This window comes from Parafrankia sp. BMG5.11 (assembly GCF_004337455.1).
In genome coordinates this window covers 14,817-41,226 of sequence record NZ_SJXI01000026.1, presented here as the reverse complement: position 1 = coordinate 41,226, position 26,410 = coordinate 14,817, and the positions used below count along the sequence as shown (strand labels likewise).

24 protein-coding genes are annotated in these 26,410 nt (G+C 70.0%); 16 read left to right on the top strand and 8 right to left on the bottom strand.

Features of this window, described 5'->3' with window-relative positions:
• Positions 1–64 precede the first annotated feature (64 nt).
• The 4 genes from E0504_RS17935 (at position 65) to E0504_RS17920 (ending at position 3,451) form a co-directional block, all read left to right on the top strand.
• Positions 65–919 (top strand): SDR family NAD(P)-dependent oxidoreductase, encoded by an 855-nt coding sequence (locus tag E0504_RS17935; RefSeq protein ID WP_112108707.1) that lies wholly within the window; start codon positions 65–67, stop codon positions 917–919.
• A complete protein-coding gene (locus E0504_RS17930) occupies positions 916–1,764 on the top strand; it encodes an SDR family NAD(P)-dependent oxidoreductase (protein ID WP_112108706.1) in 849 nt (282 codons plus the stop codon). The genes E0504_RS17935 and E0504_RS17930 overlap by 4 nt, the downstream gene beginning before the upstream one ends.
• Before the next feature lie 27 nt (positions 1,765–1,791).
• Positions 1,792–2,706 (top strand): IclR family transcriptional regulator, encoded by a 915-nt coding sequence (locus E0504_RS17925; RefSeq protein ID WP_112108705.1) that lies wholly within the window; start codon positions 1,792–1,794, stop codon positions 2,704–2,706.
• A 130-nt stretch (positions 2,707–2,836) separates the two neighbouring features.
• On the top strand, positions 2,837–3,451 hold the full coding sequence (locus tag E0504_RS17920; RefSeq protein WP_112108704.1) for a class I SAM-dependent methyltransferase: 615 nt from the start codon (positions 2,837–2,839) through the stop codon (positions 3,449–3,451).
• 54 nt (positions 3,452–3,505) lie between these two features.
• Here the strand turns inward: E0504_RS17920 and E0504_RS17915 are convergent, their stop codons facing one another.
• On the bottom strand, positions 3,506–4,570 hold the full coding sequence (locus E0504_RS17915) for an NAD(P)-dependent alcohol dehydrogenase (RefSeq protein ID WP_165938540.1): 1,065 nt from the start codon (positions 4,568–4,570) through the stop codon (positions 3,506–3,508).
• Between the two features lie 486 nt (positions 4,571–5,056).
• Here E0504_RS17915 and E0504_RS17910 point away from each other — a divergent pair, with 486 nt between their 5' ends.
• Positions 5,057–5,605: a hypothetical protein gene (locus E0504_RS17910; RefSeq protein WP_207974441.1), complete on the top strand. Its 549-nt coding sequence runs from the start codon at positions 5,057–5,059 to the stop codon at positions 5,603–5,605.
• On the opposite strand, the gene E0504_RS17905 is transcribed toward E0504_RS17910, so the two are convergent.
• On the bottom strand, positions 5,538–6,713 hold the full coding sequence (locus tag E0504_RS17905) for an ABC transporter substrate-binding protein (protein WP_243657546.1): 1,176 nt from the start codon (positions 6,711–6,713) through the stop codon (positions 5,538–5,540). The genes E0504_RS17910 and E0504_RS17905 overlap by 68 nt on opposite strands.
• A 1,368-nt stretch (positions 6,714–8,081) precedes the next feature.
• On the opposite strand from E0504_RS17905, the gene E0504_RS17900 reads away from it, so the two are divergent.
• Entirely contained in the window at positions 8,082–8,555 is a 474-nt protein-coding gene (locus tag E0504_RS17900; protein WP_112108702.1) for a TspO/MBR family protein, read from the top strand.
• Positions 8,556–8,638: 83 nt separating this feature from the next.
• Here E0504_RS17900 and E0504_RS17895 read toward each other — a convergent pair whose 3' ends face one another.
• From E0504_RS17895 to E0504_RS17885, 3 genes are all read right to left on the bottom strand, one after another.
• Positions 8,639–9,604 carry a D-alanine--D-alanine ligase gene (locus E0504_RS17895; RefSeq protein ID WP_131625125.1) on the bottom strand — a complete coding sequence of 322 codons (966 nt, stop codon included), beginning with the start codon at positions 9,602–9,604 and terminating at the stop codon, positions 8,639–8,641.
• A gap of 11 nt (positions 9,605–9,615) precedes the next feature.
• Positions 9,616–10,824 carry a PLP-dependent aminotransferase family protein gene (locus E0504_RS17890; protein ID WP_112108701.1) on the bottom strand — a complete coding sequence of 403 codons (1,209 nt, stop codon included), beginning with the start codon at positions 10,822–10,824 and terminating at the stop codon, positions 9,616–9,618.
• Positions 10,825–11,173: 349 nt separating this feature from the next.
• Positions 11,174–12,277, bottom strand: a complete 1,104-nt coding sequence (locus E0504_RS17885) for an endonuclease/exonuclease/phosphatase family protein (RefSeq protein ID WP_243657545.1) — start codon at positions 12,275–12,277, stop codon at positions 11,174–11,176.
• Between the two features lie 501 nt (positions 12,278–12,778).
• Here E0504_RS17885 and E0504_RS17880 point away from each other — a divergent pair.
• The 3 genes from E0504_RS17880 (at position 12,779) to E0504_RS50410 (ending at position 15,337) form a co-directional block, all read left to right on the top strand.
• A complete protein-coding gene (locus E0504_RS17880; protein ID WP_071062374.1) occupies positions 12,779–13,120 on the top strand; it encodes a metalloregulator ArsR/SmtB family transcription factor in 342 nt (113 codons plus the stop codon).
• Entirely contained in the window at positions 13,117–14,895 is a 1,779-nt protein-coding gene (locus E0504_RS17875; RefSeq protein WP_131625124.1) for a SulP family inorganic anion transporter, read from the top strand. The genes E0504_RS17880 and E0504_RS17875 overlap by 4 nt, the downstream gene beginning before the upstream one ends.
• Before the next feature lie 241 nt (positions 14,896–15,136).
• Positions 15,137–15,337: a hypothetical protein gene (locus E0504_RS50410; protein WP_160144355.1), complete on the top strand. Its 201-nt coding sequence runs from the start codon at positions 15,137–15,139 to the stop codon at positions 15,335–15,337.
• 185 nt (positions 15,338–15,522) lie between these two features.
• Here the strand turns inward: E0504_RS50410 and E0504_RS17865 are convergent, their stop codons facing one another.
• Positions 15,523–16,182 carry a hypothetical protein gene (locus tag E0504_RS17865; RefSeq protein ID WP_112108699.1) on the bottom strand — a complete coding sequence of 220 codons (660 nt, stop codon included), beginning with the start codon at positions 16,180–16,182 and terminating at the stop codon, positions 15,523–15,525.
• 122 nt (positions 16,183–16,304) lie between these two features.
• Between E0504_RS17865 and E0504_RS17860 the strand changes: the two genes are divergently transcribed.
• From E0504_RS17860 to E0504_RS17850, 3 genes are all read left to right on the top strand, one after another.
• Positions 16,305–16,724, top strand: a complete 420-nt coding sequence (locus E0504_RS17860; protein ID WP_112108698.1) for a hypothetical protein — start codon at positions 16,305–16,307, stop codon at positions 16,722–16,724.
• Between the two features lie 481 nt (positions 16,725–17,205).
• Entirely contained in the window at positions 17,206–17,904 is a 699-nt protein-coding gene (locus tag E0504_RS17855) for an alpha/beta fold hydrolase (protein WP_112108697.1), read from the top strand.
• A gap of 138 nt (positions 17,905–18,042) precedes the next feature.
• Positions 18,043–19,440 carry a YhgE/Pip domain-containing protein gene (locus tag E0504_RS17850; protein ID WP_243657544.1) on the top strand — a complete coding sequence of 466 codons (1,398 nt, stop codon included), beginning with the start codon at positions 18,043–18,045 and terminating at the stop codon, positions 19,438–19,440.
• Positions 19,441–19,501: 61 nt separating this feature from the next.
• Here the strand turns inward: E0504_RS17850 and E0504_RS17845 are convergent, their stop codons facing one another.
• Positions 19,502–20,563: an NADPH:quinone reductase gene (locus tag E0504_RS17845; RefSeq protein ID WP_112108695.1), complete on the bottom strand. Its 1,062-nt coding sequence runs from the start codon at positions 20,561–20,563 to the stop codon at positions 19,502–19,504.
• A gap of 130 nt (positions 20,564–20,693) precedes the next feature.
• On the opposite strand from E0504_RS17845, the gene E0504_RS17840 reads away from it, so the two are divergent.
• The 3 genes from E0504_RS17840 (at position 20,694) to E0504_RS17830 (ending at position 24,340) form a co-directional block, all read left to right on the top strand.
• Positions 20,694–21,773, top strand: a complete 1,080-nt coding sequence (locus E0504_RS17840; RefSeq protein ID WP_243657543.1) for a GlxA family transcriptional regulator — start codon at positions 20,694–20,696, stop codon at positions 21,771–21,773.
• 876 nt (positions 21,774–22,649) lie between these two features.
• On the top strand, positions 22,650–23,294 hold the full coding sequence (locus E0504_RS17835) for a dihydrofolate reductase family protein (protein WP_112108694.1): 645 nt from the start codon (positions 22,650–22,652) through the stop codon (positions 23,292–23,294).
• 371 nt (positions 23,295–23,665) lie between these two features.
• On the top strand, positions 23,666–24,340 hold the full coding sequence (locus E0504_RS17830) for a hypothetical protein (RefSeq protein WP_131625123.1): 675 nt from the start codon (positions 23,666–23,668) through the stop codon (positions 24,338–24,340).
• On the opposite strand, the gene E0504_RS17825 is transcribed toward E0504_RS17830, so the two are convergent.
• The gene (locus E0504_RS17825; RefSeq protein ID WP_112108692.1) at positions 24,328–25,353 is read right to left on the bottom strand and encodes a hypothetical protein; all 1,026 of its coding nucleotides are present in this window, start codon (positions 25,351–25,353) and stop codon (positions 24,328–24,330) included. The two genes, E0504_RS17830 and E0504_RS17825, sit on opposite strands and share 13 nt — an antisense overlap.
• A 100-nt stretch (positions 25,354–25,453) precedes the next feature.
• Here E0504_RS17825 and E0504_RS17820 point away from each other — a divergent pair, with 100 nt between their 5' ends.
• A complete protein-coding gene (locus E0504_RS17820; protein ID WP_165938537.1) occupies positions 25,454–26,122 on the top strand; it encodes a TetR/AcrR family transcriptional regulator in 669 nt (222 codons plus the stop codon).
• Positions 26,123–26,410: the final 288 nt, after the last annotated feature.

Sequence of the window (26,410 nt, the reverse complement as noted above, 5' to 3'; positions counted from 1 at the left end):
ATCCCGATCGCAGGCAGAGGCAGAGGCAGAGACATCGGCAGCGGCAGCGGCGGAGGCAGGAACGATGACACGGTTGGATGAATCGGCGATCCCCGACTACCCCGGGCTGCTGCGCCTCGACGGACGGGTGGCGATGGTCGTGGGGGCCGGTCAGGGCAACGGCCGGCACACCGCCCACGCGCTGGCGTCGGTGGGAGCCAGGGTCGCGTGCGTCGACGTGGATCCCGATCTCGCCCGCGAGATAGCGGCCGAGGTGGGTGGCTTACCCTGCGTCGCCGACGCGCGCCGGCGCGACGACGTCGAGCGTGTCGTCGCGGAGACCCTCGCGGCCTACGGGCGCCTCGACGCCGTCGTCGACATCGTCGGCATGGCCCTGTGGTCGACGCTGCTGGAGGTGACGGACGAGGACTGGGACGCGACCTTCGGACTGGTGCTGCGGCACGCCCACCTCATCACGCAGATCGTGGGCCGGCAGATGGTGGCCGCCGGCGGCGGGGCGATGGTGTTCACCGCCTCGGTCAGCGGCCTGACCAGCGCGCCCAACCACGCCGCCTACGGAGCGGCCAAGGCCGGCCTGCTGTCCCTCGTGCGCACGGCGGCCGTCGAGCTCGGCCCGTCGAACATCCGGGTCAACGCCGTCGCACCCGGTTCCATCCGGACGCCGCGCCTCATGCGCGCACTACAGGCACGGGGGGACGTCCCCCCGCCGCCGGCGGTGGAACCGCTGGGCCGTTCGGGCGAGCCGCGCGACATCGCCGGCGCGGCCCTGTTCCTGTGCTCCGACCTCTCCCGGCACGTGACCGGCCAGACCCTCGTGGTCGACGGCGGAGCCACCGCCCGCTTCGCCTACATGGGCTCCGGACTGTCGTCGACGGTGCTGCCCTCGACTGCGCCGCCCTCGACGGCCACGCCGTCATGACCCGGGACGGGGCGGCCCTCGAGGAGGACGGACGCGCGGAGCCGGTCAGGGCGCTGGGCCGCGCGTTCGACCTCACCGGCCGGGTGGCGATCGTGACCGGGGCGGGCCACGGCATCGGCCAGGGCGTAGCCCGGGTGCTGGCGGCGGCCGGCGCCGTGGTGGTGTGCGCGGACGTCGACGCCGGGGCCGCGGGGGCGACGAGCGAGGAGATCGCCGCCGCCGGCGGGTCGGCGGCGCCGGCCGCCGTCGACGTGTCGCGCCGAGACCAGGTCCACGACCTGGTGCGCGCGGCGGCGTCGGAACACGGACGGGTCGACGTGATGTGCAACAACGCCGGGATCATCATCGACGTCCCGGTGCTCGATCTGTCCGAGGAACAGCTCGACCGGGTGCTGGCCGTCAACCTCAAGGGCGTGCTGTTCGGGTGCCAGGCGGCCGGGGCCGTGATGCGGAGCCAGCGGGCGGGCAGCATCATCAACATGGCGTCGGGTGCGTTCGACACCGCCCCCGCCCGCCTGGTGGCCTACTCGATCTCGAAGGCGGGGGTGGTCCAGATCACTCGTACGCTGGCGAAGGAGCTGGGTCCGGACGGGGTCCGGGTGAACGCCATCGCGCCGGGTCTGGTCGAGACCGACATCACTCGCCGCCACTACACCGCCGAGGACGGGACCGTCGATGAGGACAAGCGCGAAAGATTCCTGGGACGGAGCCGGGATCTGGCGCCGCTGCGGCGCATCGGGACGACGGAGGACGTCGGCCACGCCGCGCTGTACCTGGCGTCCGAAGCCGCCCGGTTCGTCACGGGCCAGGTCCTGCGGCCCAACGGCGGCGTGTCGATGCCATGACGTGACCGCGCGGCGCAGGCCCGCCTGATGCCGCGGCCCGCCCCGGGGGTCGAGCGGACCGTTGCGCTCATCACCTTCCTGAGCCAGCATCCCGGCCGGCCTTTCGGCCTGTCGGAGCTGGCCCGGCGGCTGGAGATGAACAAGGCGACCGCCCACGCGATGCTCGCCACCCTCAGCGACGCCGGCTGGCTGCTGCGCGACCCGGAGGACAAGACCTACCGCCTCGGGCCCGCCCTGGTGGCCGTCGGCGACGCGGCCGCCGGATCCGGGCGTCAGGCCCTCGAGCTCGCGCGACCGCACATGCGCCGGCTCAGCGACGAGCTCGGTGTCCAGGCGGTGGCGAGCTCCGTCATGGGCGAGGACATCCTCGTCCTCGCCGTCGAAGGGCACGCCGCGACGCCCGTCGGGTTCGGATCAAGGCCCGGTAACCGGGTTCCGCTGTCGCCGCCGCTCGGGACGGTCTTCATCGCCTGGTCCGACACCGAGACCGTCGAGCGGTGGCTGCGCCGGCTGAGCCCCCGTCCCGACGACCACCGGCTCGGCATCTACCGCGACGCCATCAAGACGATCCGGCTCCGCGGGTACACGGTCGCACTCGACGACGACCGGCACCACAGCCTGGCCCGGGCGCTGAGAACCTTCGCCGCGGGCGACGGCGACGCCGAGGTCCGCGCCGCGGTCGAACGCGTCATCCAGGCCCGGGGCGTCGACGACGACTACCTGCTCGTCGACCTCGGCGGCATCGAGTCCTACCAGCTCAGCCTGATCGGGGCGCCGGTCTTCGACGGCGCCGGCCGGGTGTGCCTGGCGGTCACCCTCGCGGGCTTCCCGCACCGCCTGAGCCCACAGCAGGTCGTCCCCTACGGCCGGCGGCTGACCGCGGCCACCACGGCGATCACCCGGGAGATCGGTGGACGCCCACCCAACCAGGCGGGGAGCTGACCCTGGGCCCGGCGCCGCCCCCGCTCCGTTACCGCCGGCGCGGGAACAACGTGCCTTGATGGTCAGCCCGCGGCCGGGTACCAATGCCGGGGCAGGGGGCCGGACACCCATGCCGCGACAGGGAGAGACGATGGGCTTCTACGACGATCAGGTGCTTCCCCGGTTCATCGACCTTGCCCTGGGCAGGCACGTGGAGACCACCCGGGCCCGGGTGGTCTCCGGGCTGACCGGCGAGGTCCTGGAGATCGGGTTCGGCTCCGGGCGCAACCTGCCCCACCTCCCGCCGCAGGTCACCCGGCTGCTCGCCGTGGAACCCGCGGTGGTCGGTCGCAGGCTGGCCGCCGGTCGCCTCGCCGCCACCGCCGTCCCGGTCGAGTTCGTCGGTGACGACGGCCAGCGGCTCCCCGTCCCGGACACGTCGGTCGACCACGTACTGGTCACCTGGACGCTGTGCACCATCCCGGACGTCGAACGCGCGCTCGGTGAGGTGCGCAGGGTGCTGCGCCCCGGCGGGACGCTGCACTTCGTCGAACACGGCCGTTCGCCGAGACCCGGTGTCGCCCGGTGGCAGGACCGCCTCACTCCCCTCTGGGGGCGGTGCTTCGGCGGTTGCCATCTGAACCGGCCGGTCGACAGACTGATCGAGAACGCCGGGCTCACTCTCGACACCATCGAGACCTACCGGATGGGCGGGCCCGAGTTCTTCGGCTTCGCCTACGAGGGCATCGCGTCCAAAGCGGACTGACAGCGGTGGTCGGCGCGGTCCCGGGCAGCGCCCGGTAGGGCCGCCGACACCGGATCAGTCGAAGACAATCACCTGACGGCCAACGACGTCACCGCGGGCGAGTGCTCCCAGGTTATCGTTGATGTCCTCGAACTTGACCGTGGTGACGGTGTGTCTGATCTGCCCCGCCGCGGCAAGGGAAAGGACTTCGGTGAGGTCGTTGTAGTTTCCCCAGAACGATCCGAAGTAGGAGAGTTCGGTGCCCACGATCACGTTAAGTGGTACCTCTACCTTGGTACCCATGAGTCCCACCGAGGCAACTGCTCCCTCGGCCGCGAGAATCCCGAAGTCGAGCGCGATCGACGCGGGGGCACCAGCGCAGTCCAGGATCGCGTCGACCGTCCGCCGTCCGGTGAGCCTCTCCAGGTCGTCCTGTACCTGACTGGAGCTCAGGTCACGGGTGTTCACGGTGTGATCGGCACCGTTGCGCCGGGCGAGCTCCAGCTTCTCGTCGGTGCGGGAGAACGCAACCACGGTGGCTCCACCGCCGAGCAGCTTTGCGTACTGCACGGCGTAGCTGCCGAGTCCGCCGATGCCGGCGACCACCACGGTGCGCCCCGGTCCGAGTTTTCCAGCCGCCCGCAGTTTCTTCACCCCGCGGTAGGGAGTCAGCCCGGCGTCGGTCAACGGCGCGAGATTCTCCGCCTTCTGGTCGCCGCCCGGCACCCGGACCAGGTGCCGATGGGGAACCACCACGTATTCTGCGAAGCCACCGGGCGGGCCGAATCCGATCCATCCACCGGTCCCGGTGCACAGTTGTTCATTGCCCGCATGGCACTGGCGGCACGTTCCGTCTCCCCACCCCGGGTTGACCACCACCAGGTCGCCTTCGGACAGGCCCGCCGAACGCGGTACGGCAGAGCCGATTCCGGCCACGCGACCCGCGACCTCGTGCCCGGGTACGGCCGGGAACTCCATCGGTGCGGCCGGCTGGAAGTAACCCTCGAGCAACTGGTGGTCGCTGCGGCAGATCCCGGCCGCCGCCACCTTTATCAGGACCTCGCCCGCCCCAGGAGCAGGCACCGGAATCTCCTCGAGCCGCAGCGGCTCATGGTACCCATGCATTCGGGCCGCTTTCATCAGCACAGCGATCTCCTTCGCTCCGCCGGAACATGCGTTGTTCTACCCCGAGTTGCCAGTTCCAAGCGTGCGCGCGTTCCAGGCAAATTACGCGCTTTCGGGGAAGTTTTTCACTCGATCAACCGTCAGAACTAACTACGCTTATCTATTTGCCCAGGTCGGGGCATAGTTGCTGATCGTGATGGTTGCGGAGAGGGTCGAATCTCGGCGAATGATCTGTCGCCCGTTTCGTGGGCGTCATCCTGGCAGTGGCTGCAGGGAGATACGGGCTGTGGTATCAGACAGCATGTCCGAGTGGGACGAGACTCTCTATGCGGGTAGCGCCGAGTTCTACGCCGCCGGGCGCCTGCCCTATCCGCTGGCGCTTGCCGAGGTTCTGCGCGCCGAGGACCTGCCAGGCCGGCTCGGTGCCTTCCGGGTCGTCAGCTTCGCCCAGTCCTTCCACTGGCTCGACCGTCCCAGGGGGCCGCTGCCGCCGTCCGCCGGATGCTGGTACCGGACGGCGGCATGTGTGTGTTCGTCCACGCCACTACTCACGAGGGCGTTCCCGGTGACGACGTGCTGCCGCATCCCCGGCCGCCCCGGGAGGCGATCGCCTCGCTCGTCCGCGACTACCTCGGCCCGCTCCGGCGGGCGGGGCGAGGTGTGCTGCCCCAGGGCACCCTTTCAGGAGAGGGCGACATCTTTCGGGCGGCCGGGTTCCAGGAACCCACTCGGCTGGACGTGGCCGGCGGGCTCGTCGTCGAACGCAGCGCCGACGAGACGGTCGCCTCGGTGTTCTCGCTGTCCAGCGCGGCCCCCACCTGTTCGGTGACCGGCGGGGGGGCGTTCGAGCGTGACCTGCGCGGACTTCTGCGGGAGACCTCGGCGACCGGCCGGTCCTCCGAGCGCACCCGTGACATCAGCTCGAACTCCGGCGACCGTCACCATCGTCTCGCGCGCGCCCCGGCGGGAGCGTCCACCCACGTCAGCCGGTCGTGCCGTCGGCGCAGAGGCGTGGGCGGGCGACCTGGAACCCGGTGCCCGTGGGGTTGACCTGGACGAAGGCGTAGCAGTTGAGCGCCCCGGTCCGGTTCGTGGCCAGGTCGACGGGTTCGATCAGGCCGCCTGCGTCGTAGTCGGACACTGACCGCAGCGCGTTGATGAATCCGTCGCGGGTGGGGCAGTCACCGGCGAGGTCGAGTCCGCGCACGAACATGTCGGCGTAGATGTACGCGTTCATCGCGAACTGCTGGTCTGGCTGCGTGGCTTCCGGCGCGTAGCGGACCATCGCGGCGCGGTACCGGTCGATGGCCGCGCCGCCCGCCTCGAAGGGGCGGAAGTACGCGGGGATCGAGACGCCCGCGAGTGCCGGGCCCAGGGTGGGCAGCAGGCCCTGGTCGTACCCGGTGAACGAGACGGTGGTGGCGAGGTTCAGGTTCGCCGTACGTACGGCGCCCATGATCTCGGCGAGATCCTCGGTGGTCGTGAAGCCAACCAGCGCATTGACGCCGGAGGCCGCCAGCTGCTGGGCCACGTGGGCCGGGCTGTCAACGCTGTGCGCGTAGGAGATGGTGTCGGTCACGGTGAGCCCGACCGACTCGAAGGCGCTCTTGTACATCTTGATGACATCCAAAGTGGACGCCGACGACCCCGTGATCACGACGCCGACCTTGCTGCCGCCGCTGTCCCGGAGGTAGCGGCCGATCGTGACCGGCGAGGCCTGGTACATGGTGGAGAACATGTTCTGGTACTCGGCCCAGGTCGGCAGACCGAACCCGACGACGGGAACATTCTGCTTCGCCAGGTCCGCCGGTGCGCTGCCGAAGGCGGTGGTGATCGTCACGAGGCCGAAAGCACTGTCGCCGCGGAGGAGCTCCTGGACGACGCGGGCGTTCTGGGAGGGGTCGTTCGCGTCGTCGCGCCACTGGTAGACGATCTTCCGGCCGTGTACCCCGCCCTCCTCGTTGGCCAGGCCGAACCGGGCGTCCGCGCCGGCTCGGGCCGAGGCGAACGCGGCACTGCCCACGCCCGAATCGGAGTACACCAGGCCGAGGTTCACCTCACCGGGGGTGACGCCAGGGCTGTCGCACGCCGCGGCGCTTGCCGCCCCCGGTGCCGAGGAGCAACTCGTGACTGCCGCAACGAGAACCGCGGCAGCCACACCGAGTAACCGTGTCGTTCTACCTAAGTGCACCCGTACCTCCACGATGGATAGCCGCGGACGGTGGAGGGCGCCGGTGCGGTGCACCAGCTTCTCTCCTGCCGTCGGTGAGGTCATTTCTCTAGCTCATTTAGACGATGTTGCAGCTCAGGATGGTAGCGACCGGCCCCGCTCGGCGTTCCGAGGGGCGGGCCGGGCTCGCCTTCGAGGCGGGAGTGGAGGCGCGAGGGCGATTGGCCCGGCCGCGTGATTTCCGCGCCGACTCGTCGGCGGGACTCTCTCCGCAGCGGACTTCGTCAACAGTAGTGACCGCTAACCCTTGGGCGATTTGGTCATATAGGAAGACTTTGTCCGGGAAGCGTCATCTCTCGGCGTCAGCCGGCTGAGGGTGTCCGGCGTACGGTCGAGAGCTGGTCGGGGACGGCAAGCCTGCCGAGGGGCCGCACAGGGGCGGGATGTGCTCGACCGCCTGACCGCTCTCGCGCTGATCGCACGGTGGTCACTCCTCATCCCGGACCGTCACTCCGGTAAGTCGTTCGATAATCACTATCCGTACATCGCGCATGTCGGCTCCGTTCCAGACCCGACCAGCCCGTGACGGCGCGAGCGGTGCGACTCCGGCGCCGCTGGGCGTATTCGTGCTGCGGGGAGCCGACTGAGCGGTCAGTCGGCCGGTGCTTGGATGCGGCTCCAAGAAGGTCCAAGTCGCGCTTTTGCTGTGCAAGAAATTCGGCGCGGAATAATTCAGCGGCCGGCTCTCGCTCTCTCGCCAGGCCGCGGTTGGTAGGCAATTCCATCTCTCCGGCGAGGAAGAAGGCGATGGCGAAAAAGTCCCTACGGCCCCCTTGTTCACGGCGCTCGTCCTGGGTCGCGCTGGCCGTCACACTGCCAGGAACCGCATACGCGTCAACCACTATCACGGTGCGTAGCCCCGGTGCCACGGCTGGGTCGGGCTCGGTCAATTCGGAGAGCGTGAGCAACGCGAACTGCCGGACCGATGGTGACACCGACGACGTGGTCTCCGGTGTTGGGATCAACCAGACTGTCGGTACCGGAACAGCGCAGAGCAATCTGCACGTCAAGGGAATCGTCCCCTTTGACGGAACTGCTGAGTACGTCGCCCCCGGTTACTCGGCCGGGAGCGTCGTCACTGATGCGACGCAGGCGCGAGCCATCGGCGGCACAGGTGGGTCGGGCGGCGGCCTCGATGCCGCATTCGGTTCCACCAGCGAGGTCACGCGGTCCGCGCGCGGCGGCGAGGGCCAGCCTGAACGTGGCCGGGACCGAGCTGGGCCGCTGACTGTTCGATCGTGGCAGCGTGGCGCAGGTCCGTGGGACAGGCCTCGCTCCTGCGGGTACCAGGCTGGGATGAGTACTTCGACCTTGGCGAGGACGAGTGCGGCCACGGCGGCCGCCGCCGGCGTCGGCACGGTGGCAACCAGGCCCGACTCGGCCTGGTACCTGTCGCTGGACAAACCCGGGTGGCAGCCGCCCCGGGCGGCGTTTCCCGCGGTCTGGACACCGATCTACGCGTTGATCGCCTTCGCCGGCGCGCGGGCGCTCGACGGCAGCACCGACGACGACCAGCGGAAGCGGCTCCGGCGCTCGTTCGGGATCAACCTTGCCCTGAACGCCGCCTGGACGCCGCTGTTCTTTCAGGCCCGACGCCCGCGCCTCGCGCTCGCGGAGATCCTCGCGCTGGACGCGGCCAACGCGACCCTCGTGGCCAGGGCCTGGCGGGCCGATCGGCCGGCCGGGGCGGCGCTGTTGCCCTACCTCGCCTGGACCGGTTTCGCCACCGCGCTGAACGCCGCGATCGCCGCCCGCAACCCCGGCCACTGACAGAGCGGACACTCTCTCGGGCCGGGGCCCGTCGGTGAAAATCCGGGTTACGTGTCGGTCCACCGCCGTCCCTGCTCGGGACGTCAGCGGCGGGCCGCGCGGTCCCGGGCCTGGGCGGCGAGGTCGCGGGCCACCACCGCGAAGTCGAGGCCGGCGGCGTGCAGGGCCATTGGCCAGGTGCTCGTGTCGGTCATGCCCGGGGCCACGTTCACCTCGAGGAACTGGGCTGTGCCGTTCGTGTCCACGATCATGTCTGTGCGGGAGAGGTCGCGTAGGCCCAGCGTCCGGTGCGCGGTGACCGCGGTTTCCGCGGCGGCGCGCAGCACCGCGCCGTCGAGACGGGCCGGTATGTGGAAGGTGGTCGCGCCGGCGGTGTACCGGGCGGCGTAGTCGTACACCCCGCCTGCCGGCTCGACCTCGACGGCGGGCAGGGCGATCGGGCCGTGACCGGTGTCGATGACGCCGACCGCGATCTCGACCCCGGTCACGGCGCGTTCGATCAGTGCCCAGTCGTGGTAGCCGAAGCAGGCCATCAGGGCTTCGGCGAGCTGCCCGGCGTCGTCGACGCGCCCGACACCGAGCGCGGAGCCCCCGGCGCGTGGCTTCACGATCACGGGCAGGCCCAGCCTGCCCGCGATCCGGTCGATGAGTGCGGCGGCGCCGAGGTCGTGGAACACCTCGCGGGGCAACGTCACGGCCTCCGGCGTCACGACGCCCGCGGCCGCGGCCGCGACCGTGGCCTTCGCCGTCGCCTTGTCGAACGCGGCCCGGCATGCCGCGGGCACGGCGCCGACGTAGGGCAGGCCGTACAGGTCCAGGACTTCGCGGATGGTGCCGTCCTCACCCGAGATTCCGTGCAGGACGGGGAAGACGACCGCGGGCGGGTCGGCGGCGAGCGCGGGAAGCGTCCCGGCGTCGACGTCCCGCAGCTCGACGTCGACGTCGATCCGGGCCAGCGCGTCCCGCAGCCTGCCCCCGGAGCGCAGGGACACCTCACGTTCGGGTGACAGGCCACCGGCGAGGACGAGCACATGGCCAAGATCGGTCATCGTCGTGTCCTTCACTCGTCCGTGGTGCTGCCATGGCGGGGTACGAAGGTCTGCCGGAGGTCGATCTCGGCGCGGAGCACCTTGGCGAGGCGCTGGACGCCGTCACGGATGCGCTCCGGCGGCGGGTAGCAGTACGACAGCCGCATGGCGTTGCGGCCCGACCCGTCGGCGTAGAAGCCGGTGCCGGGAACGTAGGCGACCCGGGCGGCGATCGCCCGGGGCAGCATCGCCTTGGTGTCGACCCCGCCCGGGACGGTCAGCCACACGAAGAACCCGCCATCCGGCCGGGTCCAGGTCGTGCCCGGGGGCATCGTCTCGGCGAGGGTGTCGAGCATGACGTCACGGCGTTCCCGGTACATCTCCCGGAACTCCTTGAGCTGCTCCGGCCACGGCTGGGTCGCCAGATACCGCTCCACCGCGAGCTGCGTGAGCATGGAATGCGACAGGATCGCGGACTCCGCGGCCAGCACGAGCCGGGCCGTCACCGGCGGCGGCGCCAGCGCCCACCCGACCCGCATCCCCGGCGCCAGCGTCTTCGAGAACGATCCCAGGTAGACGACGTCGTCGGGGGCGTCCGCGCGCATCGCCCGCACCGGCTCGCCGGTGAACGACAGCAGCCCGTACGGGTTGTCCTCCACCACGAGCACCCCCGCCCGCCGGCACGCCTCCAGGATCTCGGCCCGCCGTGGCTGGGTCAGGGTGATCCCGCCCGGGTTCTGGAATGTCGGCACCGTGTAGAGCAACTTCACCCGGGCGCCTTCGGCCGCGAGCCGGCCCAGGGTCTCGCGCAGCGCGTCGGGGGAGAGGCCGTCGCCGTCCACCGCCACGTGCACGACCCGCGCCTGGTAGGCGGCGAACGTGTTGATGGCCGTGACGTAGGTGGGCCCCTCGGTGAGGACGACGTCACCGGGATCGATGAACACCCGGGTGAGCAGGTCGAGCGCCTGCTGGGAACCGACTGTCACGATCACGCTGTCCGGGTGGGCGTCGGTGATGCCCTCCATGGCCATCACGTCGCAGATCCGCGCGCGCAGCCCCGGATCACCCTGGGCGGAGCCGTACTGCAACGCCACCGCGCCGCGCTTCGTCACCAGATCCGACATGGTCGACGCGACCGCCTCCAACGGCAGCGCGTCCACAGCCGGCATCCCCCCGGCCAGAGACACGATCTCCGGACGGCTCGCGACCGCGAACAGGGCCCGTACCTCGGACGCCAGCATCCCCGATGCGCGGGCAGCGTACGCCCCCCACCAGCGATCCGTCGGCGCGGTGCCGCTTACCGGTTGCTGCTCGTCCACCCGTCCACCCCATTGTCGACGTCGACGAGTGACCCTACCCGCGTGCTCTGGGGCCGGACGCCCGGCGCCACGACCGGCAGCCGCCCCGGACCGGAAGCTCGCTGAGCGCCCGAGCGCGGAAGTGCTCGGAAGCCACCTACTTCAGAGCCCACTTCTGAGCCGTGCGAGCGGCGGAGCTGATCTACCCCGAGTGTGGGCCGCAAGTCCGCGTGAAACAAAAAGCGCCCGTCCCCCGGGAAGAGGACGGGGGCTTTCTTACCGCGAGAGGGTGTTACCTGACATCCACCACGGGGCTACCAGGGCGGCAGCGCTCGGGCAGCGGCTCGGACCCGCACCCCGTCAGAATCCGAAGAATCTGCGGGTCGTGGTCGCTGGCCTGGTCGGAGAACTCGGCGTTGATGTGCACCACACCGTACGAGTAGCCCTTGATGGTCGGGCTGATCAGGATGTGGTCCAGCGTCTGCGAGTTGCCGTCGAAAACGTAGCTGTACCGCTCGTTCACGGGCAGCTCGCTGATCAGCGTCTTCAGTAGTGCACCGTTGTCGGTCAGCGTCGCCAGGGTCGGGCTGAACTGGTAGTCGTTGATGTCACCCAGCACGACCACGCGAGCGGTGTTGCCGCTCTTGGCAGCCAGGTCGGCGACGAAGTCGCGCACCTCCGTCGCCTGGCCGATGCGCTGGACCTCGGAGGTCCGGTTCGGCGGCTGCACCGCGGCGGTGAGGGGGTAGTCACCGCCCTTGCTGTTGAAGTGGTTGGCGATGACGAACAGCTGCTTGTTGCCGTCGTACAGGAACTCGCCGACCAGGGGCTTGCGGCTGGCGTTCCAGACGGAGCTGGTCGGGTTGATGCGGCCGGGGGAGGCCGACAGCATGATCTGGTTGCTGGTCGGGCGCGCCTTGAGCACGGTCACGGCCGTGTTGGCGTCGCCGCCGGGACGGTCGACGAAGGCCGTCCGGGCCGGGTTGAACAGGAACACCTGGCGGATGTTGCCTCCGGGGGCGCCGTTGAGGGCCTGGAGCATCAGACGGCCGCTGTTGGGGTCGTCGTAGGAGACGTACGCCGAACCGCCACGCGGGGTCGGGTTCTGGGCCGGCTTCAGGGTGACCCAGAGCTCGCCGAACTCGGTGTCGACCGGGCTGATGAGGCGGGTGTCCTGGGCGACGGTGACCCGCATGCCCTCGTGGACCTCCAGCCAGTCGAGCACGTACGCGCCCGGCTCAAGAGGCTGGGCCTCGAGGTTGCCCGTCTTGGCGAACGCATCGGCGAAGCTGACGGGGGCCGGCGAGGGGAGCGCGTTGCTGCTGGTCAGCTTGATGGTGTTGATCGTGCCGCCGAGTTCGGTCAGCGTCTGCGAACCGGTGGCGCGCCCCCGCACGAACCCAACGCCTCGACCGGAACGACACCCATCCAAGGTCACTCGCCGTCGAACACGACGGGCGGGAATCTTGCTTAACGCGGCGAACGGCGAGGCCAGACCGCATCCACCGTTGATCGGACACTGCCGGGCAAAACGCCAGAACTTTTATTTGCGGGGTTCACGGATCAGTCGAACAGCGGCACGTGTGGGAACGCTGTGCATGACCCTGCTGGATCGTTGTTGGCCGGGGTTGTCTGGCGTCACTGGCTGGTACGTCTCCCTGCGCACGAGCGGATGCGGAAACGCGCATCCCGGTGGACTGACGGTCACCGGTGGGAGGGTCCGGCATCCCGCGACCACCACGTACTGGCACTGAGGCCGGTGTGACCCTGCGCACTGCTGGTTGATGATGAATTGAAGACTTCTTCAAGTTGTTATGCTTCCGCGGACAGGTGGGCGCCGCACCCGTGCGGCCGTCCCAGGTACGCCAAACCCGAAAAGGATCTCCCGGAAACGATGATGTCGGTGCCGCTCTACCAGGCCAAGGCGGAGTTCTTCCGCATGCTCGGCCACCCGGTGCGGATCCGGGTACTGGAGCTCCTCCAGCTCGGGCCCACGCCCGTCCGGGACCTGCTCGCGGCCATTGACGTCGAGCCCTCGAACCTGTCCCAACAGCTCGCCGTACTGCGCCGCGCAGGCATCGTCACCGCCACCCGCGACAGCACGACGGTCGTCTACGCCCTTGCCGGAACCGACGTCGCGGACCTGATGCGTACCGCGCGGCGCATTCTCACCGATCTCCTCCTTGGCCAGGAGGAACTCCTGGCCGAACTGCGCGACGCGGACGCGAGGTCCGAGTGAACGCCGCCGGCGAAGCGCCGTCGGGCCCGCCGTCGCGGCGGCCGTTCGCGCGGAACGCGACGGCGGCCCTGTGGGAACGGCTCCGGGCGGTACTGCCCGACTCGGCCACCGTTCGCTCGGTCCGCCGGGCTCCCGCCAGGGACCTGCTGGCCGGGGTGACGGTCGCCGTCGTCGCGTTGCCACTGGCACTCGGCTTCGGGATCTCCTCGGGAATGGGAACCGAGGCCGGGCTGGCGACCGCGATCATCGCCGGCGTGCTCGCCGCGGTCTTCGGTGGTTCGGACTTCCAGGTCTCCGGGCCGACCGGGGCGATGACCGTCGTGCTGGTACCGGTCGTACACGCCCGCGGAGTTGACGGCGTGCTGATGGCGGGACTCATGGCAGGGGTGATCCTGGTCGGGTTGGGGCTCGGGCGGGTCGGCGGCCTGGCGCGCCTCGTGCCGATGCCGGTGGTCGTCGGGTTCACCGTCGGAATCGCAGCCGTGATCGCCCTGCAGCAGGTCCCGGCGGCCCTCGGGGTGCCGACACCCGAGGGTGAGAAGGTGGTGACGGTGGCCGCCCGCGCCCTCGCCCGCTTCGCTGACGAACCGCGCTGGACGTCGGTGGCGGTAAGCGCCGCGGTCGCCGTCGTGGTGCTGCTGGGTGCGCGGCTGCGGCCCTCGGTGCCGATGTCCCTGCCGGCCGTTGCCCTCGCCACGGTCGCCGTCGAACTGATCCACGTCGACGGTGTCGCCCGGGTCGGGGCATTGCCATCGGGTCTGCAGGCGCCGTCGTGGGGATTCCTCGACCCGGGAATGGTCCCGGAGTTGCTGCCGGCCGCCGCCGCCATCGCCGCACTCGCCGGCCTGGAATCGCTACTGTCGGCGACGGTCGCCGACGAGATGCGCGCATCGTCGGACCCGGGCCGGGGCTCGAACGGGGCCGGCGGCTGGCGGCGCCACGACCCCGACCGCGAACTGTTCGGCCAGGGCGTCGCCAACCTCGCCGTGCCGCTGTTCGGTGGAATGCCGGCGACAGCGGCGATCGCCAGGACGGCGGTCAACGTGCGTTCGGGTGCGGCCTCCCGGCTGTCCGCCGTCATCCACGCCGTCGTGATCGCCGCCGTGGTGGCCGCGGCGGCGGGACTGGTCAGGTACATCCCCCTGGCCGCACTCGCCGGTGTCCTGGTGGCGACCGCGATCCGCATGGTGGAGACCGACGCCGTCCGGGCCCTGGCCCGCGCCGGACGTGGTGAACTGGCCGTGATGGTACTGACGGGTGCGGTGACACTGGTGGTCGACCTCGTCGTGGCCGTTGCCGTGGGGCTGGCCCTCGCCGGGGCGCTGGCGCTTCGCCAGGTCGCCGGCACCGCGCGGGTGGAACACCTTCCGTTCGACGACGACAGACGTCCCCACGGACCCGGCTCCGGACCCGGCTCCGGCCCCGCTCCGGTCACCGTGCTCCGGATCGACGGGCCGCTGTCGTTCACCGCCGCCCACCGTCTGCTGCCCACGCTGGAACACGTTCACGACGACTCGGTGGTCCTCATCCGGATGTCACGGGTCAGCGCCGTCGACGCGACCGGAGCCGCCGCGCTGTCCGTCGCCCTCACCGACCTCGAAGCACGCGGAGTCGTGCCCCTGCTGTCCGGGGTCCGCCCTGAACACCACCAGACACTCGGCGCCTATGGCATCACAGCAGAGTCCGGTGACCGGCGACGGATGTTTCCCGACGCCCCCTCCGCGCTGGCATACGCCCGAGCACTCATCCCCGCCCAGCCCCACGGCCCTTCGTGAACGAGGATGCGTCTGGTCGTCGCCGGGCGGTTGGAACGGGAGTTGGTTCGCTACCAGGCGGCGGAACTGACCTACCCCGAGTGCGGGGCGACCGCGGCCGATCTGCCCGACCCCGCAAGGTCAGCGCGGTCGGTGGCCGCTGTCGCGACCGGGGCACCCGTCGAGTGTTCTGCCTTCGGTCCGCAGCCGCTGTTCGACGAGGTGCAGGAAGAATCGAACCTGATGCGCCCTGGCGGGCGGTGTGGCGCAGGAGACGGGGTTGCGGTTCCGTCAGCCGTCTACCCACGACGTCGTGGAGCCGATGGTGATGGGCGTCCAGATCGGGACCGTTGGCGAGGCGGTGCATCAGTTCGGCTTTCATGTAGCCGGATCGAAAGCACCACGGATCGGCTTCGAGGAACTGGACGGCGGTCTCGACCTCCTCAGGTTCCCCGCTCCGTAGCGCTTTGGCAGCGCGGTCGAACCGGCTGTAGAAGTCTCGGACCGCCAGGTCGAAGCGGTCCGCCTCCCGAGCCCAGGCATCCCACTGGTCCGCGCTCAGGCTCCGGCGCGCCCATAGTCGGTGTACGTCGGCGTGTAGCCGTTCGAGTTCGACGGCCCGCGCCGTGATGCCGCTACGGATCCTCGTCACCCGACGTCCACGCCCGGGAGTTGGCGGCGAAGGGTCTTCAGGTCCCGTTTCGACAGCATCGCGTCCTGGACGCCCAGGCGGCACAGCCGTTCAAGACGCCGGGCGAAGGCGAAACCAGCCAGGGTGAGGGTTGCTTCTTCGAGGTAGAGGTGGTCGAGCTCCTCCAGCGCGACGAGTTGCTGCACCCCGGCGTCGCTGAAATGGTTGCCGAAACTCTGCCACCAGGCCAGGTGCCGCAACACGGCCAGGTGCGGCAGCGCCTCGTCGGTCAGATCGGTCCAGGCCAGCGTCAGCCTGCGCAGGCCCGGGGCCAGGTGAGCGAGCGCGGCCAGCGACCCGGGCTGAACCGCGTACGTGATCGACAGCCCGGTGATGCTGTCGGAGGGCAGCTGATCGAGAAAGCGCACGTCGACCGGAGACCAGCTGACCGAGGCCGATTCGACGGTTCTGCCGTCGTGGCCATCCAGCTCCGCGGCGGGGTGGATCTCCAGGGTCACCTCCCCGCCGTCCGGTACTTCCACGTCACCGCGTGCCGGCAGCGGCCCCAGGTGGTCGTAGGAGGAGCCAATCCAATCGATCGTGCCCACAGTGCGGTTCTCGGGGAACGGGAGGACGACCACGAGCACAGACTGCCCGGTCTGATCGTAGGCGGCCAACGATTTCCGTCGGCCGCGACCGGAGGCTCCACCATCGCGATCATCCAGCGATTTGCGCATCGGCCTCCGCTACGCCGGAGCCGACCCCTGAGCCGACCGCGAGCGCGGCGGAGCCCACCCAGGTGGGTGGCCTCACCGCGGCGCAGCAGGCGCCCGTCGACAAGCTCCGCCCCAACGCGCTCTCGGACTGCGCGGGATACCCGGACGGCGAGGGCGACGACGTGACGGCTGCGGTGGTATGCAGCGCCGGCAACGAGCATTCGGTCCAGGCGTTCGCCTTCCCGGACCAGGCCGCGAGGTCGCGCGACGCCCAAGCGCGCGGAGCGGGGCTCTCCCGCGCCGGCAGGTGCGCCAACGGGGACGACTTGGCGTCCACCTGGGTGTTCAACAATGTCATCCAGGGTGACCTCATCTGCGTCCACGAACAGGACAGGTACGCCATCTACTGGACGCACAACAGCGACCTGATCGGGTTCCGGATCGACGACGCGGCCGACGGCACCAGCCTTTACAGCTTTTGGCTGGGTTTCGAGCCGATCTGACAGGTCGACGACCGCGCCGGAAGCGTTCCCGCCGGCGTGGTCGTCGACGTCCCGCCCCTCGCGGACCGCCCCCGAGAGGGGCCCGGCCGGCTCGCCCGCCGGTGCGTCGCGCCGATGGTGTCGAGCAGCCGCTCCAGCTCGGCCAGGGGCGCGCACAGGTGCTTACACAAGCACCCATGCCGCTTGCAGCAAGCACCAGCGGACCGGTCCTGACACCGCCTTTCCCGTCACTGTCCGTGCCACTCGCGGCCGGCCCACAGGACTCCGGACCGGCCGACGCGCCACGGCCGTCGGGAGTCCTTCGCCGACGGGGCGAAGCCGGGGAGAGGAAACACGACCACGGCCAGGAGAACGGCGGAGGCAAGGCGCGTGGCGTGGGGTCGACGGGCACGGTCGCCCGGTACGGAGACGCTACACAAATCGTCAAGTACACCCTGGTGTACTCGGGCCGCACAACTTCGACCAGGGGAGATGGAAAAGCATGTCGCAGCCCACTGTCGTCCTCGTCCACGGCGCCTTCGCCGACGCGTCCAGCTTCGCCAGGGTGGTTCCCGAGCTGCTCGCCGACGGCCTCGCGGTGGTGGCACCGGCGATCCCGAACCGCTCGCTCGTCGGCGACGCCGAGTACCTCGGGTCGGTCCTCGCGGCGATCGACGGTCCCGTCGTCCTCGTCGGCCACTCGTACGGCTGCGCGGTGGCCACCGTGGCCGGTGTCGCCGAGAACGTGAAGGCATTGGTCTACCTCGCCGGCTTCGTCCTCGAGGAGGGCGAGGCCCTGGGCGAGCTCCAGGGGCGGTTCCCCGACTCCGACCTGGGCGCGGCGCTGGTCGCCACACCGTTCCCGGGCGGTGTCGATCTCTCGGTCGACGTCCAGAAGTTTCGGGCGGTCTTCGCCCACGATGTCGACCCGGCCGTCACCGCGGTGCTCGCCGTGTCGCAGCGGCCGTTGTCCGCGGCGGCGTTCGGTGAGAAGGCACCCGCCGCGGCGTGGCGGACCAGGCCGGCCTGGGGCATCGTCGCCACGTCGGATCACGCCATCAATCCTGAGGTCGAGCGCTTCGGCTACCAGCGCGCGGGCGTCGACACGGTCGAGGTGGACTCGTCGCACCTGGTGATGTTCTCCCAGCCGACCGTGGTGGCGGACCTGATCAGGACGGCCGTCAAGTCGGTGACCGCCTGACCTGACGACGAGTCACGCCCCGGAAGCCTCCCTCCGGGCCCGATCCTCCCCGAGAGCGCTTGACGCGATGTCCGCGTGTCCCGTGGCGGGCCGGCGGCCTTCTGGCCGGCCCGTGAACCGTGTGCCCACGGGGCCTGAGTGAGACGAGACAGTCTGTTGGGTCCGGAGAACGGGACACCGCGGGACGACTTTCCGGTTCGCGTGCGCGACCTGCTGCGCCAACGCGCGGTGTGGGTGCTGCCGCTGGTCCTGGCCTCGGTCGTCGTCGCGTCGATGACCGCGCTGTACCTCGCGTCGGCGGTGAACCCGCTGGCTCATGTGCGCGACCTGCCGGTCGAGGTGGTGAACAGCGACCGAGGGGCCACGCTGGGAACAGAACACCTCGACATCGGCAGGCGGATCGAGACCGGCCTGAGGGCGAGCCCCGCGGTGTCCCGCCGGCTGCGGCTGGAGCCGGTGACCCGGTCCGAGGCCGAACGAGCCATGAACCGCGGGCGCGCGTACGCGACCGTCGTGATCCCGCCCGACTTCACCGCCTCGCTCCTGGCACAGGCCGGTCTGCCGCCAGCCGGCTCGTCGGCAGCCGGTCCGTCGTCGGCCGGGACAGCGGGTGCCGGGGCGATCCAGCTGCTGACCAACCCGCGGGCCGGCACGCTGGGGGTGAGCCTGGCCACCGGCATCCTGCAGCCCGCTGTCGCCGCCGCCTCGCGGACGGTCAGCGGCCAGCTCACGGCGGTGGCCGGCGCGGGGCCCCACGGCGCCGCGACGAAGGCGTTCCTGGCGAACCCGGTGACAGTCACGACCAGCCAGTTCCATCCCCCGCCCGCGAGCAGCGCGCTCGGCCTCAGCGCCTTCTACCTGGCCCTGCTGACCCTCATGTGCGGGTTCCTGGCCGGGACCATCCTGCATTCCACGGTGGACGCGGCACTCGGCTACGGGACCTCCGAGGTCGGCCCCCGATGGACCCAGCTCCAGCCCAAGGCGATCAGCCGGTGGCGGACCCTGCTGATCAAATGGGCGATGGCGGCGGTGCTGACCGCGGTGGTGACCGGCCTGATGCTCGCGGTCGCGGCCGGCGTGGTGGGCATGGACGCGCCGCATCCGCTGCTGCTGTGGCTGTACGCGTGGCTGTGCGCGGCGAGCGTCGCCGCCGGGACGATTGTGCTCTTCGCGGTGCTCGGCACCCCCGGGCAGCTGGTCGCCATCCTGCTGTTCGTCTACGCCGGCCTGGCCTCGGCCGGCGGGACCGTCCCCGTGGAGGCACTACCCGGCTTCTTCCGGCTGCTCAGCGAGGCTGAGCCGCTGCGGCAGATCCTCGCCGGCGACCGGGCGATCCTGTACTTCGGCGCCCAGGCTGACGCGGGTCTGACCCGTGGCGTCGTGGCGGCCGCGATCGGCCTGCTCTGCTGGCTCGCCGTGGGCACCCTTATCGTCCGCTGGTACGACCGACGGGCGCTGCACCGGCTGACTCCGGAGCTGCTGGCGTACGTCGATCGTTCCGTCCAGGACTACCGGGCCCAGGAACGGGCCGAATGAGAGCACGGACCGTCGTGGTCGTCCTCTTTTGATCTCGAATAACCGGTCGGAAAAGAAGAAACTATTCCTCGTCCGGAAGGTGAACTTGTTCGGGATCTTCCTGGGCATGGGTGACGTCGACGAGGACCTTTCCGACGGTGCCTGCCTCGACTGCGTCATGCGCTGCGGCGGTCTGTTCCAGCCGGAACCGGTGTAGCGGGAGACCGGCGTCCGTGCCGACGCGCAGCGCGCCGACTGCTGCCGCTGCTGTTATGTCCTTGACAGCTTGGAGTTTGGCCGTGTCCGGCATGGTGTAGACGAGGATGAACTGCAGCCGGGTGTTCGACATCATGGACGGCAAAATCGGGATGGGCAGATGCGTCCCGCCGCCGTCGGCGTAGATCACCACTACTCCGTTGGTAGCCAGGACCTGCTGGTTGAGCTCGGCGTTCGCGCCTGGGTTCACCTCGACGACGATGTGGACGCCGTCCGGCGCAGCCTTGCCGATCGCCTCCGCGGCGTCGGGTTCGCGGTAGTTGACCACATGGTGGGCGCCTGCGGCGGCGGCCAGCGCCGCTTTCCCGGGTGAGCTGACGGTGGTCACGACGTTCGCGCCGGACCAGCGCGCAAGCTCGATCGCCGCGTGTCCGACCGCGCCCGCGCCACCCGCGACAAGCACGGTCCGGCCGGCCAGCGCCGACGGTCCGAGCGCGGCCGGGCCCTCCGGATGGACGGTGAGGGTCCGGTGCGCGGTCATCGCCGGGATGCCCAGGCTGGCTCCGAGATCGAAGGATGCACCGGGTGGCAGCGGTACCGCCTGGCGGGCGGGCAGCACGATCTCCTCCTGCGCGGTGCCGTCGGGCCGTCGCCAGGCCGCCTCCCAGATCCACACCCGTTCCCCGACCCGGGCGGGATCGACTCCGGCACCGACGGCGTCCACGACACCGGCGCCGTCCTGGTTCGGGACCAGCCCGCCCGGTGGGACCGGTCCGTGCGCGCCACTGCGGGCCTTCCAGTCCGTCGGGTTCACTCCCGACACCGCGACCCGTACTCGGACCTGGCCCGGCCCGGGATCCGTACGGGGACGCTCCACCAGCCGGAGCACCTCCGAATCACCGGTGCGTTCGTACACGATCGCCCTCATCGATCTCGTCCCCTCATCGTTCCTCAGACCCAGATCAGTTCCTGGTGCGCTCCGCGTCGTGAGGTCAGGATGCCCCGGCCGGGGCGTGGACAGGAGTGGCTTGATAGTCACTGTTCGATAGGATCTGGCCATGCATCGCGTCGCCGTCCTCGCGCTTGACGGCGTCATCCCGTTCGAGCTGGGCATACCCGCCCGTGTCTTCGGGGCGGCGGTCGGGCCGGCCGGCGATCCGCTCTACGACGTCGTCGTCTGCACCGTCGATGGCGAGCCCGTACGCACGGCCGCCGGGTTCACCGTCGCCGTCGATCACACGGCCGACATGCTGGGGACGGCGAACACCGTGGTTCTCGCGCCGGTCCATCCGCAGGAGGCCGGCCCGTCCGGCCCGTCCCGCTGGCCCGGATCGGACGAGCCGGACGAACGGAGCAGGTTGGTCGACCCCCGGTCAGTCGCCCTGGTGGCCTCGGCCCTCGCCAGGGTCGCGGCGGGCACCCGGGTCGTCTCGATCTGCACGGCGTCGTTCCTGCTCGCAGCCACCGGGCTGCTTGACGGACGCCGGGCCACCACCCACTGGTTCGAGGCCGAGCGCCTGGCCCGGATGTTCCCCCGGGTGACGGTCGACCCCGACGTCCTGTTCGTCGATGACGGGGACGTGCTGACCTCGGCGGGCGCCGCGTCCGGTATTGATCTGTGCCTGCACCTCGTCCGCCGCGATCATGGCAGCGAGGTCGCGAACCGCGCGGCCCGCCGCTGTGTCGTGCCGCCCTGGCGCGACGGCGGCCAGGCGCAGTACATCGAGCGCCCTGTACCGCCGCCCTCCGGGACGAGCACGGCCAGCACCCGGGAGTGGATGCTCCGTCGCCTGGGCGAGCCGACCAGCCTCTCCGAGCTCGCCGCCCACGCGCGCATGAGTGTGCGGACATTCAGCCGCAGGTTCCGGGACGAGGTGGGCCTCCCACCCGGGCAGTGGCTGACCGGGCAACGGGTCGAGCGGGCCAGGTATCTGCTCGAGAGCAGCGACCTGCCGATCGACCAGGTCGCCCGGCACACGGGCTTCGCGACCGGGATCTCGCTGCGTCAGCACTTCCGAGCCGCGACGGGTGTCTCACCAACTGCCTACCGGCAGACCTTCCGTGATCGCGGCGGTGCGACCATCACACCTCGTTCGGGGTCCAGCAGCGCTGTACTCAATCCACTGGATCGTTGGTAGTCGGGTCTGTCGCAGGTCAGCATGGGTATGGTGCCCCTGGTAGTGCCCTGGCTCAGGACATGCGAATAGCGTGTCTCGGGACATCGGCTCCTTGGCCGGCGCGGTGGGCATTCATCACGTGATGACTTCGCCTGCTACCTTCGGTGGTCGCTCACGCGGAAACCATCTGATCCCCTGGCTCGGCCAGCCGCTCGGCACAGGGGGCTGCAAGGCCGGTATTGCCCGTTTTACGGGGGCGCTTACGCAAGTACCTATGCCGCTTTCGGCAAGCGCCGGCAGACCGGCCCCGACACCGCCTCACCCGTCACTGTCCGCCAGGCGGGAGGGAATGTGTGACACTGTCACCCGAAGCGGTCCGGTGACGAGGGCGGGGGCCAACCCGGAGGGCGGAATTCTCGTGGCAGTAGGCCGCACACCGGGGGCGCAACCGTGTTCCGTCCCGAGCACTTGGCCGTGGTCGCTGGCGAGACACTGTGCTCGACCGTCATCTGGGTGGCTGACCCGGACGACACCCACCTCGTCTCCTACGCCTTGTCCGGCGGCCCCTGAAACCCCGGATGGGCCACATTCGGATCAGGGCCTGCGGGAGTGCCGGTGCGGCGTCCCGGCCTGGTGGCGTAAGCAGGGCACCGGGCCGCGTGCTTCAAGATCGGTCGGCATGTGCTGTTCGAGGAATCGGACGCGCGGGCCTGGATCAAGGCGCACGGCATACCTGCCGGGCGTCGCAAGGACGCTGACCGCAGGACGCCGGTGGTGACCGATGCGCCGGGCGAGGCGGTCGACGAGTACGAAGCTGGGTGCCGTCGCAGCGATGAGTCTGCCGGTGCCCACAGGTCTGCCTCCCGACGGAGACAACCAACTCATCGGGAGTAAGGCATGGGCCTCATCCACATCGAGCTGTTCGCGACCCTCGACCTCGTCGGGCAGTCGCCCGGCGGCCCCGAGGAGGACCCGGTGGGGTTCCCGTTCGGCGGCTGGCAGGCGCCTCTGCTGGACGAGGTCGCCGGGGCGCAGGTCGGTGCCGCGTACGAGGGCACGGACGCCCTCCTGCTCGGCCGGCGGACGTATGACATCTTCGCCGCCTACTGGCCGTACCAGGAGGGCGGCGAGGACAACGAGATCGCCACGCTCTTCAACAGCGTCCCGAAGTACGTGGCCTCCCGCGGCAGGCCCGACCTCTCGTGGGCCGGGTCCACGCAGCTCGGCCCGGATCTGGCCGGCGCGGTGCGCGAGATCCGTGACCGGCACGAGCACGTGAAGGTCGTCGGGAGCCTGAACCTGGTGCAGACCCTCCTGCGCGAGAAGCTCTTCGACCGTCTCGACCTCTGGGTGCACCCGATCGTGCTCGGCGTCGGGAAGAAGGTGTTCGACGGGGGCGCGGTGCCCACGAACGTCACACTCCTCGAACCGCCGGTAGCCGGTCCGAAGGGCACCGTGTACCTGCGCTACGGGCTCGCCGAGGGCACGCCCGGGACGGGGGACATGAGCGCACCCGATCGCGGTGCCGGGCGCGACGACTGAAGCCGCCCCGTGCCAGGTGGGTCCGTGTCGTCGGCGGTGAATCCGTCAGGCCGGCATTCCGTCACGGCGTCGGATCAGGCCCCTGCCTGTGGCATTGAGGCCGTTAACCACCACGGAAATTGTTGTTCTGGGTGACTATTTTGGTCGGAGGAACGCCAGACACGTGAACGGCCCCCCATCCGCGGAAGGGATGAGGGGCCACTCTGTGCCCGACTGCGCGGTGTGTAGTGGCGAGACGGGGTTAGCCTCGTCCGCCTGCGATCCGGGCCGGAATGATCTGGTACGTCGTGATGCCGCGAGGTGGGTCCCGTTCTTCGGACTGTGATCCCTATCTTGAAGACCTGTACGCGCCGATGTACGACGATTGCCCAATGAGCCAGTTTCGCTACCGAATGGTGACCGTGGGCGTTGATCGCCTCGCGGAGACGCTGAACTCGCTGGGCGAGGCTGGCTGGCGACTGGTGACCGCCACACCGGCGGGGGACGTCTGGTCGGCCCTGCTGGAGCAGCGGCTCGACAGTCCTCGGCAGCGCACGGCGCCGCCGCGGGCACGGGTCGAGGTCCGTATCGGCGGCGAAACAGTCGAGAAGGTCGCCGATGCGGATGGGCTGTCGGCGATGGACGGTGTCGTCTACCTGCGCTGCGGCGACGAGGTCCTGGCCACCTATGCGGTCGATGACCTCGTCGCGGTCGACTGGTCTCCCACGCCGTCGTACGCACGGGTGCTGGAACGGAAACGGCGAGACCACCCTCGCCACGGGGAGCCATGGTCACCCAGCGAGGATGACCAACTCCGGCAGGAACACGAGGCGCACTGGACGGTGCAGGAAATGATCGACGCTCCTCAGCGTGGCCGGGGCGCGATCGAATCCCGGCTCGCGAAACTCGGGCTCGATCGATCTGAGGCGCCGGCGTCACCCGGCCAGTACCCTGCCGGCAATCGATTGCATCGCCGTGTCGCCGTGTTCTTGTCCTGTGTGGACATCGAGCGCTATGCGGAAACTGGACCTGAGAGGACGCTGTGGCGGGGTGCTCAGGTGGCGTAGTGCTCGGCGATGGTCGCGAAGGCGGCCTTGGGTTCCCAGGCCATGTCGGGATAGGTGTCTCCGTGGTGGTCCTCGAGGATCTTGACTATGCCAGGGCTGGCCAGGTCGAGGTCGTCGCGGGGATCACCATCGGGACGGTGCGGATGGCTCTCGAGCGCGAAGAGGAAGACGAAGGCGCTGTCGACCCCCTCGGTGTCGAAGATCTCTAGTAGTTCGGCCAGATAGGTGGCCTGGCCGGCCTCGTCGCGGACGTAGGTCCCGTTCAGCCGGAGGGGGGCGCCGGTTTCCGGGTCGGACTCGACGATCTCCATGCTGCGGGGCGCTCTGTCGCCGGCGCCGCGCCAGGTGGCCGTGCCGAATCCGGTGATCGCGACTGGCTTTCCCTGCGCGACGAGGGTGCGTACGCCTTCCCGGTACCGGTCGGCGACCTCGGCGGATCGGATGAGTTCGAGCGACATGATGTCGAAGGGCGTCCAGTCGACCCGCTCGAACGGTATGGCAGCGTAGGTGACCTTCCCGTTGAAGTGCTGGTGGACCACGGCGACTGCGTCGTTGAGGAAGTCGTTGAGACGGGCACTTATCTCGGCGAGCCGTTCGAGTCGGCCGTTGGGCTCGCCCAGCAGCAGGTCGAGTCGCTCCGCGAGGGTGTCGCCGGGTGTGAATCCCCGGTTCATGAGGGTCAACTCCACGCCGGTGACGAACACGACCGCGGCTCCTTGCTGCCGGAGGCGTTCCGCGCGGTGGGCGCAGTCGGCGAACAGCGTCAGGATCTCGTCGCTCGTCAGCTCCAGCGGGTAGGGCGAGAACCAGACCTCCAGCCCGAGTTCCGCGGCGTGGCTCGCGGCCAGTTCCAGCCGCTCCGGGTCACCGCCGGTGATCTGGACAGCATTGCAGTGCAGGTCGTCTCGGATGATGGCCAGCTCCCGCCTGACCACGTCGGAGTGGAAGCGCTGGCGGGAGATCTCGCCCTTGTGGACGAAGCCGGTGTCGTACGTGATGCCCTTGGCGCGCATGCGTCTGGTCCTTCCTGGCGAGGGAGACGATCCGACGCTAGCAGAAAGATGCGCGCACGCAAATTTGCGCGTACGCATGTGGCCGTGGGATGCTGGCCTGGTGACGACGCCACCGCCTGGCCTACGGGAGAGGAAGAAGGAAGCCACCCGGAAGGCTCTACGGGAGGCCGCCCTGCGGCTGGCCCTGGAGCGTGGGCCCGACGGCGTGCGGGTCGACGACATTGCCGAGGCCGCCGGGGTCTCGCCACGGACCTACAACAACTACTTCTCCAGCCGCGAACAGGCGATCGTCGCCGCCGTCACCGCGGAACGGGAAGCACGGGTCGCGGCGGCAGTGGCTGCCCAGGCCGCTAGCACCCCACTCGCCACCGCCATCATCGAGGCGATCGTGGCGCAGTACACCGACCCGGGCAGCCACGATCCCAGCGCACTACTGCTCATCACGACTCGCCCCACGCTTCGCGATGCCTTCCTCGGCACCGTCAACGAGATCGAGCAGCCCCTCACCGCCGTGATCGCCGAGCGCCTGGGCGACAGCGACCAGCTCACCGCCCACGTACTCGCAGCGAGTGTCGCCACCGCAGTGCGAATCGCGCTCACACGCTGGCTGACCACCGCGACCTCCCCCGCAGCTGGGGGACTCGTCCTACTGTCCGGCTCGCTGCCTGAACTGCTACGAGCAGCGCTCGCGCCACTCGGGCCCGCGTTCGAGGCAGCCGAGAGACGCCCACAGACCGCCGACAACGGCCAGGCACACCCACACCCGTGACCAGCCTCACCGCCCGGTTCCGAACGGCATCCGAGGACCATAGCGAGGTCTTCGCGCAATCCCGAGTCACGAGCCCTGACGTCCCGTCATCCGGCCGGATGACGGGGAAGCCCGCGGGCACGCCTCCCCGACCGGCACAGAAGGGCGTGGTGTTATCGAGTTCTACGTCGCCGACTCGCCCTGGCCGTCGAGCGCGACATGGACATCACTGCGCAGCTGTGCGACCAGTCGGCGGGCGGTGGCAGCGCCGACGCGTAGTCGTTTCCGCAGGGTCTCTCAGGTCACCGT